This window comes from Corynebacterium matruchotii (assembly GCF_011612265.2).
GTDB classification, from domain to species: domain Bacteria; phylum Actinomycetota; class Actinomycetes; order Mycobacteriales; family Mycobacteriaceae; genus Corynebacterium; species Corynebacterium matruchotii.
On sequence record NZ_CP050134.2, the window covers coordinates 1,299,527 to 1,319,456 of the forward strand.

General features: G+C 60.8%; 16 protein-coding genes and 7 pseudogenes. 19 read left to right on the forward strand and 4 right to left on the reverse strand.

Going from position 1 to position 19,930, the window contains the following annotated elements; all coding sequences use genetic code 11:
• Nucleotides 1-2: 2 nt before the first annotated feature.
• The 7 genes and pseudogenes from metH to HBA49_RS05920 all read left to right on the forward strand — a co-directional run bounded on the left by metH (nt 3) and on the right by HBA49_RS05920 (nt 8,938).
• Nucleotides 3-3,572: a methionine synthase gene (gene metH / locus HBA49_RS05890; RefSeq protein ID WP_005526060.1), complete on the forward strand. Its 3,570-nt coding sequence runs from the start codon at nt 3-5 to the stop codon at nt 3,570-3,572.
• A gap of 49 nt (nt 3,573-3,621) precedes the next feature.
• Nucleotides 3,622-3,831: a hypothetical protein gene (locus tag HBA49_RS05895; protein WP_005521157.1), complete on the forward strand. Its 210-nt coding sequence runs from the start codon at nt 3,622-3,624 to the stop codon at nt 3,829-3,831.
• A 57-nt stretch (nt 3,832-3,888) separates the two neighbouring features.
• The gene (locus HBA49_RS05900; RefSeq protein ID WP_005521158.1) at nt 3,889-4,548 is read left to right on the forward strand and encodes a DUF4241 domain-containing protein; all 660 of its coding nucleotides are present in this window, start codon (nt 3,889-3,891) and stop codon (nt 4,546-4,548) included.
• A 50-nt stretch (nt 4,549-4,598) separates the two neighbouring features.
• The gene (locus HBA49_RS05905; protein ID WP_172458883.1) at nt 4,599-4,859 is read left to right on the forward strand and encodes a phosphoribosyl-ATP diphosphatase; all 261 of its coding nucleotides are present in this window, start codon (nt 4,599-4,601) and stop codon (nt 4,857-4,859) included.
• Nucleotides 4,860-4,865: 6 nt separating this feature from the next.
• Complete coding sequence (gene hisG / locus HBA49_RS05910) at nt 4,866-5,711, forward strand: ATP phosphoribosyltransferase (protein WP_005521160.1); 846 nt, start codon at nt 4,866-4,868, stop codon at nt 5,709-5,711.
• A gap of 57 nt (nt 5,712-5,768) precedes the next feature.
• Nucleotides 5,769-7,250, forward strand: a complete 1,482-nt coding sequence (gene aspA / locus HBA49_RS05915) for an aspartate ammonia-lyase (protein WP_005526015.1) — start codon at nt 5,769-5,771, stop codon at nt 7,248-7,250.
• Nucleotides 7,251-7,280: 30 nt separating this feature from the next.
• A pseudogene (locus HBA49_RS05920) lies at nt 7,281-8,938 on the forward strand (formate--tetrahydrofolate ligase).
• On the opposite strand, the gene HBA49_RS05925 reads toward HBA49_RS05920, so the two are convergent.
• Both HBA49_RS05925 and HBA49_RS05930 read right to left on the reverse strand, forming a co-directional pair.
• Nucleotides 8,906-9,184, reverse strand: a complete 279-nt coding sequence (locus HBA49_RS05925) for a HigA family addiction module antitoxin (protein ID WP_005526222.1) — start codon at nt 9,182-9,184, stop codon at nt 8,906-8,908. The pseudogene HBA49_RS05920 and the gene HBA49_RS05925 overlap by 33 nt on opposite strands.
• 86 nt (nt 9,185-9,270) lie before the next feature.
• Nucleotides 9,271-10,065, reverse strand: coding sequence for a RecB family exonuclease (locus HBA49_RS05930; protein ID WP_005525609.1), 795 nt, complete (start codon nt 10,063-10,065; stop codon nt 9,271-9,273).
• A 16-nt stretch (nt 10,066-10,081) separates the two neighbouring features.
• Between HBA49_RS05930 and HBA49_RS05935 the strand changes: the two genes are divergently transcribed.
• The 7 genes and pseudogenes from HBA49_RS05935 to HBA49_RS05960 form a co-directional block, all read left to right on the forward strand.
• Nucleotides 10,082-11,275 (forward strand): M18 family aminopeptidase, encoded by a 1,194-nt coding sequence (locus tag HBA49_RS05935; protein ID WP_005525542.1) that lies wholly within the window; start codon nt 10,082-10,084, stop codon nt 11,273-11,275.
• A 6-nt stretch (nt 11,276-11,281) separates the two neighbouring features.
• On the forward strand, nt 11,282-12,121 hold the full coding sequence (locus HBA49_RS05940) for a tRNA (adenine-N1)-methyltransferase (protein ID WP_005521169.1): 840 nt from the start codon (nt 11,282-11,284) through the stop codon (nt 12,119-12,121).
• Nucleotides 12,122-12,172: 51 nt separating this feature from the next.
• Nucleotides 12,173-13,695: pseudogene (arc, locus tag HBA49_RS05945) on the forward strand (proteasome ATPase).
• Nucleotides 13,696-13,697: 2 nt separating this feature from the next.
• Nucleotides 13,698-15,165: pseudogene (gene dop, locus HBA49_RS05950) on the forward strand (depupylase/deamidase Dop).
• A gap of 6 nt (nt 15,166-15,171) precedes the next feature.
• Nucleotides 15,172-15,360: a ubiquitin-like protein Pup gene (locus HBA49_RS05955; RefSeq protein ID WP_208634956.1), complete on the forward strand. Its 189-nt coding sequence runs from the start codon at nt 15,172-15,174 to the stop codon at nt 15,358-15,360.
• Nucleotides 15,361-15,381: 21 nt separating this feature from the next.
• Nucleotides 15,382-15,519 (forward strand): annotated as a pseudogene (locus HBA49_RS13135) (hypothetical protein); the annotation flags it as partial.
• A gap of 109 nt (nt 15,520-15,628) precedes the next feature.
• Nucleotides 15,629-16,598 (forward strand): annotated as a pseudogene (locus HBA49_RS05960) (proteasome accessory factor PafA2 family protein); the annotation flags it as partial.
• 20 nt (nt 16,599-16,618) lie between these two features.
• Here the strand turns inward: HBA49_RS05960 and HBA49_RS13140 are convergent.
• Nucleotides 16,619-16,756 (reverse strand): hypothetical protein, encoded by a 138-nt coding sequence (locus tag HBA49_RS13140; protein WP_279633460.1) that lies wholly within the window; start codon nt 16,754-16,756, stop codon nt 16,619-16,621.
• 20 nt (nt 16,757-16,776) lie between these two features.
• Between HBA49_RS13140 and HBA49_RS12895 the strand changes: the two genes are divergently transcribed.
• Entirely contained in the window at nt 16,777-17,010 is a 234-nt protein-coding gene (locus HBA49_RS12895; RefSeq protein ID WP_244248383.1) for a hypothetical protein, read from the forward strand.
• Here HBA49_RS12895 and HBA49_RS12900 read toward each other — a convergent pair.
• Nucleotides 16,969-17,307, reverse strand: a complete 339-nt coding sequence (locus HBA49_RS12900) for a hypothetical protein (protein WP_244248384.1) — start codon at nt 17,305-17,307, stop codon at nt 16,969-16,971. The two genes, HBA49_RS12895 and HBA49_RS12900, sit on opposite strands and share 42 nt — an antisense overlap.
• On the opposite strand from HBA49_RS12900, the gene HBA49_RS12905 reads away from it, so the two are divergent.
• The 4 genes and pseudogenes from HBA49_RS12905 (at nt 17,290) to tatC (ending at nt 19,920) form a co-directional block, all read left to right on the forward strand.
• Nucleotides 17,290-17,784 carry a WYL domain-containing protein gene (locus HBA49_RS12905; RefSeq protein ID WP_244248396.1) on the forward strand — a complete coding sequence of 165 codons (495 nt, stop codon included), beginning with the start codon at nt 17,290-17,292 and terminating at the stop codon, nt 17,782-17,784. The genes HBA49_RS12900 and HBA49_RS12905 overlap by 18 nt on opposite strands.
• A 75-nt stretch (nt 17,785-17,859) precedes the next feature.
• Nucleotides 17,860-18,642, forward strand: a pseudogene (locus HBA49_RS05970) (helix-turn-helix transcriptional regulator); the annotation flags it as partial.
• 118 nt (nt 18,643-18,760) lie between these two features.
• Nucleotides 18,761-18,979, forward strand: coding sequence for a Sec-independent protein translocase subunit TatA (gene tatA / locus HBA49_RS05975; RefSeq protein WP_208634957.1), 219 nt, complete (start codon nt 18,761-18,763; stop codon nt 18,977-18,979).
• A gap of 21 nt (nt 18,980-19,000) precedes the next feature.
• Nucleotides 19,001-19,920 (forward strand): annotated as a pseudogene (gene tatC / locus HBA49_RS05980) (twin-arginine translocase subunit TatC).
• The last annotated feature ends 10 nt before the right edge of the window (nt 19,921-19,930 follow it).

Here is a 19,930-nt window from a genome sequence, read left to right on the forward strand (position 1 = left end):
CGATGAGCACCGTATTACCAGTAAAAACCCCCGACTTCCTCGACGCCCTCCACAGTCGTGTCCTCATTGGCGACGGCGCCATGGGCACCCAACTGCAAGGCTTCGACCTTGACGTCGAAACGGATTTCCTTGGCCTGGAAGGCTGCAACGAAATCCTCAACGACACCCGCCCGGACGTGGTAGCCCAAATTCACCGCGCCTATTTCACCGCGGGGGCGGACCTGGTAGAAACCAACACGTTCGGCTGTAACCTCCCCAACCTTGCCGACTACAACATTGCCGACCGCTGCCAGGAACTTGCCTACAAAGGCACCCGCATCGCCCGCACCGTCGCCGACGAGCTTGGCCCCGGTAGGGACGGCATGCGCCGTTTTGTGCTCGGCTCCATGGGGCCCGGCACGAAACTGCCCTCCCTTGGGCACGCCCCCTACCTGGATCTGAAAACCTACTACCGGGAAGCCGCCCTGGGCATGGTTGATGGGGGAGCGGACGGTATCCTCATCGAAACCGCCCAAGACCTCCTCCAGGTCAAGGCCGCCATCCACGGCTGCCAGGAGGCTTTCGCCGAGGTTGGCTACCGGCTGCCCATCGTCTGCCACGTCACCGTGGAAACCACCGGCACCATGCTGCTCGGGTCGGAAATCGGGGCGGCGCTTACCGCCCTGGAGCCGCTCGGCATCGACATGATCGGCCTGAACTGCGCCACCGGCCCCGACGAAATGAGCGAACACCTCCGCTACCTGTCGCGCAACGCCCGCATCCCGGTCTCTGTCATGCCCAACGCTGGCCTGCCCATCCTTGGGAAAAACGGGGCCGAATACCCGCTGAAACCAGCTGAACTTGCCGCCTCACTGAAAACCTTCATCGAGGAATATGGTCTCGCCATGGTGGGCGGTTGCTGCGGCACCACCCCCGAACACATCACCGCCGTCCACACCATGGTGACCGGCGGCATCACCCCGGCGGAAAGAACAACACCCGACTCGGACGCGGTGTCTTCCCTCTACACCTCAGTCAACCTCACCCAGGACGCCGGCGTTACCATCATCGGGGAGCGCACCAACGCCAACGGGTCCAAAGCCTTCCGTGAGGCCATGCTCGCCGGCGACCTGGAAACCTGCGTGGATATCGCCAAACAACAAACCCGCGACGGTGCCCACATGCTCGACCTGTGCGTCGACTACGTGGGCCGCGACGGCCGCGACGACATGGCCGCCCTCGCATCCCTCCTGGCCACCAGCTCCACCCTGCCGATCATGATCGACTCCACCGAACCCAATGTCATCCAAACCGGGCTCGAACACCTGGGCGGGCGCTGCGCCGTGAACTCCGTCAACTTCGAAGACGGCGACGGCCCCGGCTCCCGCTACCAGCGCATCATGCAGCTCGTCAAAACCCACGGTGCCGCCGTGGTCGCCCTCACCATTGATGAAGAAGGCCAAGCCCGCACCGCCGAGAAAAAACTCGCCATCGCCGAACGGCTCATCACCGACATCACCGAAAACTGGGGCCTGGACGAATCCGACATTATCGTCGACACCCTCACCTTCCCCATCTCCACCGGGCAGGAGGAAACCCGCCGCGACGGCATAGAAACCATCAACGCCATCCGTGAATTAAAAGCCCGCCATCCGCGGGTACACACCACGCTCGGCCTGTCGAATATTTCCTTCGGGCTGAACCCGGCCGCCCGCCAGGTACTCAACTCCGTCTTCCTTAACGAGTGCGTCGCCGCAGGCCTCGACTCTGCTATCGCCCACTCCTCAAAACTCGTCCCCATGAACCGTATTGAGGACCGCCAACGCGAAGTCGCCCTCGACATGATCTACGATCGCCGCCGCGACGGCTATGATCCCCTCCAAACATTCATGGACCTTTTCGAAGGCGTCTCCGCCGCCGAAGCGAAAGACGCCCGCGCCGAAGCCCTCGCCGCCCTCCCACTATTCGAACGCTTGTCCCAACGCATTATTGATGGGGAAAAAACCGGCATCGAAACCGACCTTGATGCCGCCATGGCCGAAAAATCCCCCATCAACATCATCAACCAAGACCTCCTCGGCGGCATGAAAACCGTGGGCGAACTCTTCGGCTCCGGCCAAATGCAACTCCCCTTCGTCCTCCAATCCGCCGAAACCATGAAACACGCCGTCGCCTACCTCGAAAACTACATGGAGGCAACCGACGACTCCGGCAACAAAGGCACCATGGTTATTGCCACCGTCAAAGGCGACGTCCACGACATCGGTAAAAACCTGGTCGATATCATCCTCAGCAACAACGGCTACAACGTCATCAACATCGGCATCAAACAACCCATCGCCACCATCATCTCCGCCGCCAGGGAACACAACGCCGACGTGGTGGGCATGTCCGGGCTCCTGGTGAAATCCACCGTGGTGATGAAGGAAAACCTGGAGGAAATGAACGCCCAAAACGCCTCCGACATCCCCGTCATCCTCGGCGGCGCGGCACTCACCCGCAGCTATGTTGAGCACGACCTGGACAACATTTACGCGGGCGACGTCCACTACGCCCGCGATGCGTTCGAAGGGCTCAGCCTCATGGACGAAATCATGGCCCGCAAACGCGGCGAAACCATCACCGAAGACGTGACCAAGCAGCGGAAAAAAGCCGAACGCAAAGCGCGCCGGGAACGGTCCCAAAAGATCGCGGCGGAGCGGAAAGCCAAGGCGAAGCCGGTGCAGCTGCCGGAGCGTTCCGAGGTGGCGGCGGACTTCCCGGTGGCCACCCCACCGTTCTGGGGCACCCGGATCATCAAGGGCCTGTCCGTGTCCGACTATCTGCTCATGCTGGACGAGCGGGCCTTATTCATGGGGCAGTGGGGGCTGAAATCCACCCGGGGTGATGGCCCGGACTATGAGGCGCTGGTGGAATCCGAGGGGCGGCCGCGGCTGCGGGCCTGGATCGACCAGCTGAAAAGCCGCGGCGTGTTAGACCATGCCGCGGTCGTGTACGGGTATTTCCCGGCCGTGAGCGTGAAAGACATGGTCCTGATTCTCGCCGAACCCCGGCCGGACGCCGAGGTGATTCGGGAGCTGAAATTCCCCCGGCAGCAGCGCGGCAAATTCCTGTGCATCGCCGACTATGTGCGCTCCCGCACCCTGGCCGAAGAAACGGGCCAGGTGGATGTGCTGCCCCTGCAACTGGTGACCATGGGGGATCCCATTGCCCGCTACGCAAACGAACTATTCGCCATGAATAACTACCGGGACTACCTCGAAGTGCACGGCATTGGGGTGCAGCTCACGGAAGCCCTAGCCGAATACTGGCATTCCCGCATCCGCGCCGAGCTGCGGCTCCCCGATGGCACACACGTGGGCGATAGTGATGCTCATGACACCCGCCGGTTCTTCGACCTGGACTATTCCGGTGCCCGCTACTCGTTTGGCTATGGTTCCTGCCCCAACCTCACCGACCGACAGGCTATAGTGGACTTGCTGCACTCTGAGCGGATTGGGGTGACACTGTCCGAGGAATACCAATTACACCCCGAACAGTCCACGGACGCATTCGTGCTCTACCACCCTGAGGCGAAATATTTTAATGTTTAAGCTTTGCGACGTCGGAACCCGCCGGGCGTGCTACCAGGCACTAAGGTGAATGATTGTGAATATCAACGAACTACTCGCCCCGGATGTTTTCGTCCCATTCCTCATCGGATTGGGCGTGGTCTGGTTAGTGCTCAAGGCAGTAAAACGCGTCATCAACCGGGTGATTACCCTGGTGGCGACCGCCATCATCTTAGGCGGCAGCCAGCATCTGGGTGCTTTTGATGGGCTTGATAATCTCACACATCTCCTACACCAATAAAAATATTGCTTTAATAATTGTGTAACCACTCTCGACAAGTAAAGGACCAACAGATTCATGGACCCAGCACTGTTCTACCCGCTGAAAAACTCCGGCACCGAATACATGGGGGACACCACCCTTTCCCTGACTGTGACCGACGCCGGAACCATAACCATCCCCTCCGGCACACTCCTGGTGTGCGACCCGTTCGCCCAGTTCATCGGGTTATCCCACGGCCTGGTCTATGATGTGCCGGCCGGCGATCACCCCACCAAAGTCACCATTGCGAACATTCCCGGGAAAACCCCAGTCAACGCCTACCTCAGTGTGGTGTTCTCCAACACCGAACCTGTTACCTTCGAACAGCCCTACCCGCACCGCAACCCGGATGAAATCCCCATCCCATCCGCCATGCGCACCGACGGTGTAGCCCTCGACTCCGGGGCCGCCGCCGTGGTCGACGCCGCCGCAGCCGAAGCATTCACCGCCTCCACCGACCTGGACAGCTTCACCGACTACATCCACACAGACGCCCCCGACGGCTGGTTCAACCTCCTCCGCGACCACAACGGTATCGCACAAACCCCCCTACCAGACCACAAAGAAAACATGATACTGGCTAGGTCGGGGTATGATGCCGGGTTCTACCCAATCGTCGCCGGCTACGACCGGAACCACACCATGGTGTCCCTCCACGTTGACTTCCTTGTTGTGGGCGGGCACCCCTACGACTAGGCCCACAACCCACGTCACGGCGTCGACAAGCATGCCGGCGCCATGGAAGAATGGTGCGCGTGAAAGATTTTGACACCCTCTTTACCGAACTCACCCACCGCAAACCCGGATCCGGCACCGACCAGGCCATCGCCAAAGGCATCCACCATTTAGGCAAAAAAGTCATCGAAGAAGCCGGCGAAGTGTGGATCGCCGCCGAATACCAAACCGACGATGAACTCGCCGAAGAACTATCCCAACTCCTCTACTGGGCCCAAACCATCATGATCGCCCGTGGACTCACCCCCGCTGACGTTTACAAATACCTCTAAACAACCATGCTAAAAGTAGCCGTACCCAATAAAGGCTCCCTGTCGGAAGCCGCCCTCACCATATTGTCCGAAGCCGGCTACGCCAGCCGCAGCAACACAAAATCCCTCACCACCCTCGACAAAACCAACAACGTGGAATTCTTCTTCCTCCGCCCCAAAGACATCGCCATCTATGTCGCCGGCGGACACCTCGACATGGGCATCACCGGCAGAGACCTCGCCGCAGACTCCCGCGCCGACGTGACCGAAGTACTCACCCTAGGGTTCGGCGCCGCCACATTCCGCTACGCCGCCCCCGACACCGAAACCTGGACCATCCCCAACATAGCCGGCAAACGAGTCGCCACCTCCTACCCCAACCTGGTGCGCGCCGACCTGGCCCGCAGAGGCATCGACGCCACCGTCATCCGGCTAGACGGCGCCGTGGAAATCTCCATCAAACTCGGCGTCGCCGACGTCATCGCCGATGTAGTATCCACCGGCCGCACCCTCCGCCAACACGGGCTCGCCCCCTTCGGGGAACCCCTCATCAACTCCGAAGCCATTGTTGTGGCCCGAACCGGCGCCGAAATCACCCCCGAAATGATGGTGCTATTGCGGCGGATGGAAGGAATCCTCCACGCCCATAACTTCCTCATGCTCGACTACAACGTGGAACACCACCTGCTGGAACAAGCCAAAGCCATCACCCCCGGCATATCCGGACCCACCGTGTCCCCACTCGCCCTGGACAATTGGGTTGCCGTCCGCGCCATGGTGCCGAAACCCGAAGCCAACGCAATCATGGACCGCCTCGCCCACCTCGGGGCCCAAGCCATCCTCGCCACCGAAATCCGCATCGCACGCCTCTAAAGTCGACTACAGTAAAAAACTGTATCTGTTACCGCCGCGTGAAAAAACGAGGTAAAAATGGCCAAGTCTGCCCCCAAAAAGGACGAAAAACCCATTCAAGCCCCCCAAAAACCCACAAGTCCCACCCGGAAAGAAGTGGATTTATTGGGGGAAATGGAAGTATCCAACGAGCACTACTACGGCATCCACACCCTCCGGGCCATGGATAACTTCCACATCTCCGGGAAAACCATCAACGACGTACCCGACTTCATCCGCGGCATGGTACAAGTGAAAAAAGCCGCAGCACTCGCCAACCGACGACTCCACACCCTGCCCGCGAAAAAATGCGACGCCATCGTGTGGGCATGCGACCAAATCCTCCACCACGGCAGGTGCATGGACCAATTCCCCATCGACGTGTTCCAAGGCGGCGCCGGCACCAGCCTCAACATGAACACCAACGAAGTCATCGCCAACCTCGCCCTCGAACACCTAGGCGAACCCAAAGGGGCCTACGACATCATCAACCCCAACGATGACGTCAACATGTCCCAATCCACCAACGACGCCTACCCCACCGGCTTCCGGCTCGGCGTCTACGCCTGCATGCAACGACTCATCGAACGAATCGACGAACTGCAACACGCATTCCACCGCAAAGCCGACGAATTCGTCGACATCCTCAAAATGGGCCGCACCCAACTCCAAGACGCGGTCCCCATGACCCTCGGCGACGAATTCAACGCATTCGCCCACAACCTGGCCGAAGAACAAGCCATCCTCCGGGATGCCGCCGACCGACTCCTGGAAATCAACCTGGGGGCCACCGCCATCGGCACCGGGCTCAACACCCCGGCCGGCTACCGCCACCAAGTCACCGCCACCCTGGCCGAAGTCACCGACCTGCCCATCAAATCCGCCGCCGACCTCATCGAGGCCACCAGCGACACCGGCGCCTACGTGCTCGCCCACTCAGCGGTGAAACGCGCCGCCATGAAACTCTCAAAAATCTGCAACGACCTGCGGCTCCTAGCATCCGGGCCGACCGCCGGCCTGCACGAAATCAACCTTCCCGAACGACAAGCCGGATCCTCCATCATGCCGGCCAAAGTCAACCCGGTCATCCCCGAAGTCGTCAACCAAGTATGCTTCAAAGTCTTCGGCAACGACTTCACCGTCCTCATGGCCGCCGAAGCCGGCCAACTCCAACTCAACGTGATGGAACCCGCCATCGGCCAAGCCCTATTCGAATCCATTGAAATCCTCGGCAACGCCGCCACCACCCTCCGGGAAAAATGCGTCAACGGGATCACCGCCAACGCGGGCGTATGCCGCAAATATGTGGAAAACTCCATCGGCATCGTCACCTACCTCAACCCATTCATCGGCCACCACAACGGCGACCTCATCGGTAAAGAAGCCGCCCGCACCGGCAAATCCGTCCGCGACCTGGTCCTAGAAAAAGGCCTCATGGATGAAGCCACCCTCAACCAGGTGCTCTCCACCGAAAACCTCATGCACCCCATGTTTCGCGGCACCCTCTACCTCGACAACTAACCCCACCACAACACCAAGGAGGAAAACCCCATGCCTACCGACGTCGAAATCGCCCAAGCCCACACCCTCGAACCCATCACCACCATCGCCGACCGCGCCGGCATTCCAGAACAATCCCTCATCCCCTACGGCACCACCAAAGCCAAAATCGACATCACCACCACCCCCACCGAAACAACCGGCAAACTCGTCCTCGTCACCGGCATTTCCCCCACCCCAGCCGGTGAAGGCAAATCCACCGTCCTCATCGGGCTTGCCGACGCTATCCGGTCCACCGGCCGCTCCGCCATCGTAGCCATCCGGGAACCCTCCCTCGGCCCAGTCATGGGCATCAAAGGCGGCGCCGCCGGCGGCGGCTACTCCCAAATCGTCCCCATGGAAGACATCAACCTGCACTTTACCGGGGACTTCCACGCAATCACCGCCGCCAACAACACCCTGGCGGCCATGATCGACAACCACATCCACCAAGGCAACCAACTCGGCATCGACCCGCGCCGGGTCTCGTGGCAACGGTGCGTCGACGTCAACGACCGCAGCCTCCGGCACGTGGTCACCGGCCTGGGCGGCAAAGCCCACGGGGTGCCGGCCGAAACCGGGTTCACCATCACCGCCGCCAGCGAAATCATGGCGGTCCTCTGCCTCGCCACCGACCTGGCGGACCTGGCGGACCGCATCAGCCGCATGGTGGTCGCCCAAACCTACGATGGGAAACCCGTCACCGCCGGTGACGTCAACGCCCAAGGCGCCCTCACCGCCCTCCTCAAAGACGCCATCAACCCCAACCTGGTGCAAACCCTGGGCGGCACCCCCGCCTTCGTCCACGGCGGACCGTTCGCTAACATCGCCCACGGCTGCAACTCCCTCATCGCCACCCGCACCGCACTAGCGCACGCCGACGTGGTCCTCACCGAAGGCGGTTTCGGCTCCGACCTGGGGGCGGAAAAATTCTTCGACATCAAAGCCCGCGCCGGTGATCTCGACGTATCCGCAGTCGTGATCGTGGCAACAATCCGCTCCCTGAAATACAACGGGGGACTCGCCCGCGACCAACTCACCACCGAAAACCTGGACGCCCTCCAACAAGGCGTTGCTAACCTGGCCCGCCACGTGGAAAACGTGCGCAAATTCGGGGCGGAACCAGTGGTGGCGCTCAACTCCTTCACGTCGGACACGGACGTCGAAAAGCAATGGCTCGCCGACTGGGCACAAACCAATAACATCACCCTCGTGCCGTGCGACGTGTGGGCCCACGGTGGGGCAGGAGCCACCAACCTGGCGGACGCGGTCCTTACCACCATCGACGCCGCAACCCCCACCCACCCCCTCTACGACCCCGCCGACGGCCTGGAAGCCAACATCACCACCATCGCCCGGAACTCTACCACGCCACCAGCGTGGAATTCACCAAACAAGCCCGCACCGACCTGGCCTACCTTGCCGAAAACGGGTGGGACACCCTCCCCGTGTGCATCTCCAAAACCCAATACTCATTCAGCGACGACCCCACCCTCCTCGGCGCCGCCGAAGGCCACGTCCTCCACGTCCGGCAACTCCTGCCCCGCATCGGGGCCGGCTTCATCGTGGCACTCACCGGAAACGTTATGACCATGCCCGGGCTTCCCAAGAAACCCGCAGCTGAAGGCATCGCCGTCTCAGACGGCGGGAAGATCACCGGACTGTTCTAACTGCCACTTATCCCACGCCCGCTGGGATTCCATCCAAAACTTTGGAGTCTTGCCGAAAACCGCAGACATGCGCTTGGCAAGACTCCAAGTCAATTTCTCCGTGCCCGCAACCATCCCATTCACGGTCGACTCCGGCGCATATAATCGCTTCGCCGCATCATACTGACTCAACCTCATCGGGATTAAATAATCCTCCAACAAAATCCGGCCGGGGTGACGCGGAACCGGGTGATCTGCTGCGGGCATAACAAAAACTCCAACCTAGCCAAAACACAACCTAACACCACCAAAGTTTAAAAACCCCACCCAAATTTCACCAGGTAGGTTAGGCTTTACTCCACCCCAGGGAACGGTGGGGGAGTACCCCCAAACATTGGGCACAACCGTTGATGCGGGCACCACCCACACAACTTCGACGTCTTCGCCCGAAACACCCCAGCGGAAATATCACCCAAAATCTTCCCCCACAAATCCCCCAAATCCCGCTCAAAAAACTCCAACTCCTCCCGCGACGGTGCAAGATACAGCGAATCCGCCACCTTCAAATACATCAGCCGCAACTGGTGCGGAATCACCCCCTGAGTCCGCCACCACACCAACGCATAAAACCGCATCTGAAACTTAGCCTGCCCACTATACCGCGGCAATGGCTTCTTCCCAGTCTTATAATCCACCACCCGCACCTCACCAGTAGGTGCCACATCCACCCGATCAATAAACCCCCGCACCGGCACCCCATTCGGCAATACCGCATCCACAAACTTCTCACACGCCAACGCATCAAAACCCTGCGGATTCTCCATCAAAAAATAGCCCTTCAACAACGACCGGCACCCCACCAAAAACTCATACACCTCCCCCTCCGGCACTAACTCCAGCAGCGACGGATCCTCCCCACACATATCCGCCCAATTCGGCCGCAACCGCTTCACCACCGCCGGATACGTCCGCTCAGGTCGCTCCCACAAATGCATATCCTCCAAACACGCATGCACCAACGTGCCCCGAACCTGGGCCACAGTCTTCGGCTCCGGTAACTTATCAATCGCCCGAAACCGATACAACAACGGGCACTGCATATAATCATTCGCACGAGAAGGAGACAAGGCAAGACTCACCACACCCAAGCTACACTAGAACACCATGCCCGACGACTTCATCAACTTCCTCACCGCATCACCCAGCTCCTACCACGCCGCCCACACCGGCGCCCACCTCCTTGCCCAAGCCGGATTCACCCACCACACCGAAACCGACCCCTGGGACGCCCAACCCGGCGGCCACTACCTCATCCGCGGCGGCGCCCTCATCGCCTGGCACATCCCCACCCAACTCCCCACCAACCCAGCATTCCGCATCATCGGCGCCCACACCGACTCACCCGGATTCAAACTCAAACACACCCCCGACCACACCACCTACGGCTTCAACCAAGCCGCAGTCGAAATCTACGGTGGCCCCATCATCTCCTCCTGGTTCGACCGCGACCTCAAACTCGCCGGCATCATCACCCACACTGACGGCACCACCCACCTCTACGAAACCCCACCACTGCTCCGCATCCCCAACCTCGCCATCCACCTCGACCGCAACCCTACAGTCGACCGACAACACCACACCACCCCCATCTACGGCACCACCACCAACCCAACCAGCATCCTCCCCACCAACACCTGCACCCACGACCTCATCACCGTCGACACCCAACCACCCGGCCGCCTTGGCACTGACCACAAACTCCTCGCCGCCGGCAGACTCGACAACCTCAGCTCCGTCTACCCAGCCATCACCGCACTCATCGACGCCGCCGACGCCGCCACCGACATCCTCATCCTCGCCTGCTTCGACCACGAAGAAATCGGCTCCGCCACCACCACCGGCGCAGCCGGCCCCATCCTCCAAGACACCCTCGAACGCACCGCCTATGCCCTCGGCCTCAACCTCGACGAAACCAAACGCGCCTACCAACGCTCCACCTGCGTCTCCGCCGACGCCGCCCACTCCATCCACCCCAACTACCCAACCCACCACGACCCCCACAACTACCCACAACTAGGACACGGCCCCGTCCTTAAAATCAACGCCAACCACCGCTACGCCTCCACCGCCGAAACCCAAGCCCACTGGCTCAAACACTGCCCCGAATCCCAACACTTCGTCAGCAACAACAACACCCCCTGCGGCACCACCATTGGCCCCATCACCGCCACCCGACTCGGCATCCCCACCGTCGACGTCGGCATCCCCCTGCTCAGCATGCACTCCGCCCGCGAACTCTGCCACCTCGACGACATCACCGCACTCCACAAAGCACTCACCAACTATCTGGTAGGTTAAACCCCCATGGCATACTCAGGACCCTTCCAACCCGGCGACCGCGTCCAACTCACCGACCCCAAACGCCGCCACCTCACCATCACCCTCCAACCAGACGCCAAACTCTCCACCCACAAAGGCATCATCAACCACAACGACATCATCGGCGCCGACGAAGGAACCATCGTTAAAAGCGAACAAGGCACCGAATACCTCTGCTTCCGGCACCTCCTCGTCGACCACATCCTCTCCATGCCCCGCGGCGCCGCCGTCATCTACCCCAAAGACTCCGCCCAAATCCTCACCGAAGGCGACATCTTCCCCGGCGCCCGTGTCCTCGAAGCCGGCGCCGGCTCCGGCGCCCTCACCATCTCCCTCCTCAGAGCAGTAGGGGACACCGGCCAAGTCATCTCCTACGAAATCCGCCCCGACCACCTCGAATACGCCGAAAAAAACGTCGACCAATACTTCGGCACCCGCCCACCCAACTGGGACCCCCGCCTCGGCGACCTCCGCGCCACCACCCTCGACGACCTCGACGGCCAACCCGTCGACCGGGTCCTCCTCGACATGCTCGAACCCTGGGAATGCCTCACCGTCGCCAAACAACTCCTCGTCCCTGGCGGAGTACTCATGGCCTACGTCGCCACCGTGCCCCAACTCATGAACGTCATGGAAGGCATCCGCGAACAACAATGCTTCACCGAACCCCGCGCCTGGGAATCCCTCGTCCGCGAATGGCGCGTCGAAGGACTCGCCACCCGACCCGAACACCGCATGAACGCCCACACCGCATTCCTCATCTGGGCCCGCCGCCTCGCCGACGGAGTCACACCCCCCAGGCCGCAGCGCCGCGCCCGAAAATAACCCCCACCACCGCTTATCGACCCCACCCGCACATAAGCTAAGGTGAAAACCATGCATTCTTCCGACATTGCTTGGATAAAAAAGACCAATGACGAGCTGAAAACCCGCAACGCGAAACTCGCCGAACTACTCAAAGCATCCCGCGATAAACTCCAGGTCCTCCACCAACAATTAGAAGAACTCGCCGCACCCCCCTCCACCTACGGCACCTACCTCGAACCCAGCCCCAACGGGAAAACCGCCGAAGTATTCACCGCCGGCCGCCTCATGCGCCTCGCAATCTCCCCCCTCATCAACCCAGACGACCTGGTGCCCGGCATCCAAGTCCGACTCGGCGAAGCCCACGAAATAGTCGAAGCCTGCTCCTACACCACCACCGGGAAACTCGCCATCCTCGTCGAAATGATCGACCCCACCCGGGCCCTCATCGTCGACCAACAGGGGGAAGAACACGTCGCCCGCCTCGCCCACCCACTCGCAAACCCCACCAACCCCATAAACCGCCGCCCCCGCGCCGGGACACGGTCCTGGTGGACCTCAAGGCCGGCTATGTGTTCGAAATCATTCCGAAAACCGAGGTGGCCCGCCTGGTGTTGGAAGAAACCCCCGACGCGACCTACGCCGACATTGGGGGATTGGACACCCAGATAGAACAAATCCACGATGCGGTGGAACTGCCCTTCACCCACCCGCAGCTGTACCGCGACTACCAGCTGCACCCACCCAAAGGGGTGCTGCTGTATGGGCCGCCTGGTTGCGGGAAAACCCTCATCGCTAAGGCGGTGGCGAACTCCCTGGCCAGCCGGGTGGGGGATGGGGAATCCAGCTATTTCATTAACGTGAAAGGCCCCGAACTGCTCAACAAATACGTGGGGGAGACCGAGCGGCGGATCCGCCTCATTTTCGAGCGGGCTAGGGAACTTGCCGAAGCCGGCCGGCCCGTCATCATATTTTTCGACGAAATGGATTCCATTTTCCGCACCCGCGGCTCCGGGGTGTCCTCCGACATGGAAACCACCGTGGTGCCCCAACTCCTCACCGAACTCGACGGGGTGGAATCCCTCTCCAACGTTATTGTTATTGGGGCCACCAACCGGGAAGAACTTATCGACCCGGCTGTGCTGCGGCCCGGCCGGCTGGATGTGAAAATCCGGGTGGGCCGCCCCACGAAAGACAACGCCAAAGAAATCTTCGCCCGCCACCTGGACCAGTCCGTGCCCACGGCAGACAGCGTCGACAAGCTCATCGAAGTAGCCTGCGAATACATGTATGCGGACCGGCCCTATGTGGAACTCACCCTGGTCACCGGGGAAGTGGAAACCCTGCACTACCGGGATTTCATATCCGGCGCCATGATCGCCAACATTGTTGACCGGGCTAAAAAATCCGCCATCAAAGCCCACCTGGCCGGCGACCCCCGGGGCATCACCGCCGACCAGCTGCGCCAAGCCATCGACGCGGAAAACCGGGAAAGCGAAGACATGCCCAACACCGCAAACCCGGACGAATGGTCCCGCATCACTCATCGCACTGGAATCCGGGTCGCCCACGCCCGCGTCATAGGAGGGAACTAACCATGATCTTCGGCACCGAAACCGAATACGGCATCAGCACCCCCACCCACCCCACACTCAGCCCCATCATCACCTCTACCCACGCCGTTGTGGCCTTCAGCCAAGGGCAAGGCGCCCGGTGGGACTTCTCCGCCGAACACCCCCTGCGGGACAGCCGTGGCTTCGACCTGAAACGCTACCGCACCGTCCCCGTCGTCGACCCCAACGCCCTCAACATTGCCAACGTGGTACTGGAAAACGGGGGCCGGTTTTATGTTGACCACGCCCACCCCGAATACTCCAGCCCCGAAACCACCAACCCCTACCAAGCCCTGGTCTATGATGCGGCCGGCGACCATATTCTCCGCACCGCCGTCGAACGAGTGGCCGCATTCACCAGCCGTAACCACTCCATCCTCGACCACCACGACCCCTGCCCACCCCTGAAAATCTACAAAAATAATGTGGACGGTAAAGGCGCCAGCTACGGCAGCCACGAAAACTACCTGTACCACCGCACCACCGACTTCGACACCCTCGCCCAGGCGCTCATACCGTTCTTCGTCGCCCGCCAAATCATCTGCGGCGCCGGCCGCGTCGGGAAAGGGGAGCACGGCGAAACCCCCGGCTACCAAATCTCCCAACGCGCCGACTACATCGAACAAGAAATCTCCCTGGAAACCACCCTCAACCGGGGCATCATCAATACCCGCGACGAACCCCACGCCCGCACCACTACCTACGGGCGCCTCCACGTCATCAACGGTGACGCCACCATGGCCCACCACTCCACCCTCCTGAAACTCGGCATGACCGGCCTCATCATCGACGCCATCGAAGCCGCACCGACTTCCGCGACCTCCAACTCGCAAACCCCGTCGCCGAATTCCGCAACGTTTCCTACGACCTCACCCTCACTCACCCCCTCACGCTTGTCGACGGCCGACACCTCACCGCCCTGGAAATCCTCGCCGAATACCACAACCGGGTCACCCCCGACCACCTCATCCACCCCCTCTGGCACACCATCATGACCGACCTCAAAACCGGCGGATGGCAAGCCTGCGCCAACCGGCTCGACTGGTGCGCCAAATACGCCCTCATCACCTCCTACCTCAACCGGGGCCTTACCATCACCGACCCCAAAATCCAACTCATCGACCTCCATACTCCGACATTGACCCCGCAAAAAGCCTCTACCACGCCCTCGTCCGCAACCACCGCATGGAAACCATCGCCCCCGAAGCCGAAATCCTCGCGGCCGCCACCAACCCCCCAGAAGACACCCGCGCCTACTTCCGCGGCAAACTCATCCACCACATACCCCACCTCATCGACGCCGCCAACTGGGAAGCCGTCACCGTCTTCGGCCATACCATCCCCATGCCCGAAGTCACCACCCACACCAAACAACAAACCGACCCCCTCCTCGACCTCCTCCCAGACAACATCCCCGCATTCATAGCAACCCTCAACAACAAGGAATGGTGAACTAACATGCCACAAACCCACATCAACACCCCCAACAACAACGACGACGACACCCACCACTCCCGAACCACCACCGGTGGCCAAACCCACATCAACACCTCCGGCGTCGACGACCTCCTCGACGAAATCGACGGCCTCCTCGAAACCAACGCCGAAGACTTCGTCCGCTCCTACATCCAAAAAGGCGGCCAATAAATGACCCACACCCGCCGCATCATGGGCATAGAAAACCGAATACGGCATCACCGCACCACCCCCCGGCACCGCCAACCACCCCCTCAGCCCCGACGAAATCGCCCGCGTCCTCTTCCGCCCCATCACCACCAATGGGGCAGCTCCAACATCTTCACCCACAACGCATCCCGCCTCTACCTCGACGTCGGATCCCACCCCGAAATCGCCACCGCCGAATGCGACAACCTCACCCACCATCACCTACTACGACCGGGCAGGCGACGAAATCATCAACAACCTCGCCACCCAAGCCGAACAAACCCTCAAAACCGAAGGCATCAACACCAACGTCTACCTTTTCAAAAACAACCTCGACTCCGCCGGCAACTCCTACGGCTGCCACGAAAACTACCTCATCGACCGGAAAATCGTCCTCAAAACCCTAGGACACACCCTCCTCCCATTCCTCATCACCCGCCAACTCATCTGCGGCGCCGGCAACATCAGCCCCGACGGCACCTACCAATTCTCCCAACGCGCCGACCACGTATGGGAAGGCGTCTCCTCCGCCGCCACCACCCGATCCCGACCCATCATCACACCCGCGACGAAGCCCACGCCGACACCCACCGCTACCGCCGCCTCCACATCATCGTCGGCGACTCCAACCTCGCCGAACCCACCCTCGCCCTCAAAATCGGCAGCACCACCCTCATACTCGAAATGATCGAAGCCGGGTTCCCCAACCTACCCCACCTCGAATTCGCCAACAACATGGCCGCCATCCGCACCATATCCCGCGACCTCACCGGCCAAACCCCCATCCCCACCACAACCGGCACCACCACAACCGCCCTCGAACTCCAACAACGCTACCTCGACGCCGCCACCGAATGGCTCACCCACCGCGAAGAAACCGGCGGCACCACCAACACCGAACTCACCCACACCCTCAACCTCTGGCACACCACCCTCAACGCCATCAAAACCGGCGACATCACCACCATCGACCACGACATCGACTGGGCCATCAAACTCAACCTCCTCACCACCTACCACCCACACTCGGCCTCAAACCCCACAACTACAACCACCCCAAACTCCACCAACTCAACCTCGCCTACCACGACATCCGCCCCCGGCCGCGGCCTCCACCGACTCCTCGAAACCAAAAACCGCATCAACCGCATCACCACCCCGAAACCGTCACCACCCACGCCACCACCAACCCACCACAACCACCCGCCGCCCTCCGCGGCACCTTCCTCCACCACGCCACCTACCACCACGCCCCCTTCGCCGTCGACTGGCTCCGACTCAAAATCAACCAAACCGAACCCCAAATCGTCGAACTCACCGACCCCTTCGCCAACACCGACCCCGAGTCGACGACCTCATCAAATACCTCGAAACCCACAGCCACTATTATCAAGAACCATGAACACCCCCCGCCGCAACTACCACCTCGAACGCCTCACCAACCTCACCTTCGCCTTCCTCAACGCCGCCCAAAACCTCCAGCGGCGAACTCACCCTCGACTACATACGCACCCACATCACCGGCTACACCAAAGACAACCACGGCAACCCCCGATCCCCGAAGCCACCTACAAACTCGTCTACCGCGACCTAGGCAGCCTCATCCGCGCCGGCGTCCCCCTCGAAATGTAAAATCCGGCGACAACACAATCTGGCGACTCCGCGCCGACGACTACGAACTCCCAGAAAATCCTTCACCCCAGAAGAAGCAACCATCCTCGGACTCGCCGGCAAAATGGGACAAGGCGACCAACTCGCCACATTCTCCCGCTCCGGCTGGACCAAAATCGCCGCCAGCGGCGCCGGCACCCACCTCACACCCACACCAATATTCACCCCCATCAACGACTGGACACCCTCGGCGCCCACGACCTCGACCTCATCACCAAAGCCTGCGCCACCAAACAACGCATCAGCTTCTACTACCAACGCACCTCCGCCAGCGACTACACCGAACGCTGGATGGACCCCTGGGGAATCGTCACCAACCGCGACCGCCTCTACCTCGTCGGCCACGACCTCGACCGCGACGCCCCCCGCAGCTTCCGCATCACCCGAATCAGCGAACTCGAAATCCTCAACCCCGAAACCACCGACCTCGAACCCTACGGACCCTTCCACGAACCACCACCAGACACCAACCTCCAACAACTCGTCATCAACCAACTCAGACAAGGCATGACCCTCGTCGACGCCACCCTCACCATCGAACCCGGCAAAGCCGACGTCCTCCGCAGCCGCGCCCACCAAACCCGACGGCACCTACAAACTCATCGACGTCGACGCCGACTGGCTCATCCGACAAGCCGTCGCACTAGCCCCAGCCGCAATCGTCACCGAACCCCAAGAAATAGTCACCCAAATCATCAACCTCCTCCACAAGGAACCCACCATGGCCAGGCCTAAAAAACCAAAGCACCACCGACATCGTCCGCATGCTCAACCTCCTCCCATACTTCCAACAACCCCGGCCGCTCCACAATGGAAGCCGCAGTCGACCTCGGACTCGACCCCGCCACCATTATGGACGACCTCAACCGCCTTTTCTGCTGCGGCATCGGCGACATGCCCGACGAACTCGTCGACCTCGACCCCAACGACAAGCCGTACAAATATACGACGCCCAAGGCATGGACAAACCCCTCCGACTCACCCGCACCGAAGCCGGCGCCCCTCCTCGCCCTCGAATCACTCGAATCCATCCCCGGACTCGTCGAAAAGCACGCCGTACGATCCGCCGCCACCAAACTCCGCACCATCATGCACAACGAAACCCGCGGCGTCTTCGACTCCGAAGCAATCACCGACACCCCCGACGAACCCCACACCATCACCACCCTCCGCACCGCCCTCGAACAAGGACACCAAATAACCCTCGACTACTACCACCGCAACCGCGACGACATCACCCACCGCACCCTCTCACCAACCCGAATCTTCTCCACCGACGGCCAAACCTACCTCCACGCCTACGACCACCACATCAACGACCACCGCATCTTCCGCACCGACATGATCCACAACATCACCATCACCACCACCCCAGCCGAACCCCACACCACCACCCTCCACTTCGACACCAACGACCCATTCAGCCTCACCCACGCCACCGAAAAAGCCACCATCACCATCAACCCCAACGCCAACTGGCTCGTCGACACCATCCCCTGCGACATCGAAACCATCAACCCAGACGGCACCATCACCGCCACCCTCCCCCTCGTATCCCAAGAATGGCTCACCCAATTCGCCCTCAGCCACACCGACCACATCACCGTCACCGAACCTGCCACAATTGCACATACCATCCGCCAACGGGCTAAGGTGGGCTTGGCAGCGTATCATCAAAGCCAAACCAAAACCAAAACGAAAGGACAACAACATGCCCGGAGTATGGGAATGGGTCATCATCGCCGTCGTCGTCATCATCTTCTTCGGAGCCAACAAACTCCCCGACGCCGCCCGCTCACTAGGCCGCTCCATGCGCATATTCAAATCAGAAGTCAAAGAACTCAACAAAGAAAACAACACCACAACCACCAACACCGAAACCCCCACCACCCCTGACACCACCGACACCCCCAAAAAAGACCAAGCCTAACCAACCCCCACCACCAACCCCATGACAAAAAAACCACAGAACCCAACCGGCGACATGACCCTGGTCGAACACCTCAAAGAACTCCGCCGCCGCGTCATCATCGCCCTCATCGCCTTCGCAATCGGCACCATCATCGGGTTCATCTGGTACGGAACATCCCCCTCACCCATCCCCACACTCGGCGACATCCTCCGCGGCCCCTACTGCTCACTACCAGCAGACAAACGCGCCGCCTTCACCCTCGACGGCGAATGCCGACTCATCGCCACCATGCCATTCGAAGCATTCTCCCTCCGACTCAAAATCGGATCCCTCGCCGGCGCAGTCCTCTCATCACCCATCTGGCTCTACCAACTCTGGGCCTTCATCACCCCGGCCTCCACAAAAACGAAAAACGCACCACCACCATATTCGTCACCATCGCCGTCACCCTCTTCACCGCCGGCGCCACCCTCGCCTACTTCGTCGTCCACTACGGCCTAGAATTCCTCCTCACCATCGGCGGCGAATTCCAAGTCACCGCCCTATCCGGCGAACGCTACTTCAACTTCCTCCTCGCCCTCCTCATCATCTTCGGCGTCAGCTTCGAAGTCCCCCTCGTCATCGCCATGCTCAACATCGTCGGCATCCTCCCATACGACATGGTCAAAAACAAACGCCGACTCATCATCGTCATCCTCTTCATCTTCGCCGCCATCATGACCCCCGGCCAAGACCCATACTCCATGCTAGCCCTCGCCCTAGCACTCACCCTCCTCGTCGAACTCTCCCTCCAATTCACCCGCATCAACGACAAACGCCGAGGACGCAACCGCCCCGACTGGCTCAACACCGACGACGAACACGCCTCACCCCTCACCACCCCAACCAAACCCCCCAACCCACAACCCACCCAAAAACAACCTATAAATAACCCCACAAACTTCGACGACATCATCTAGTAACCTATAA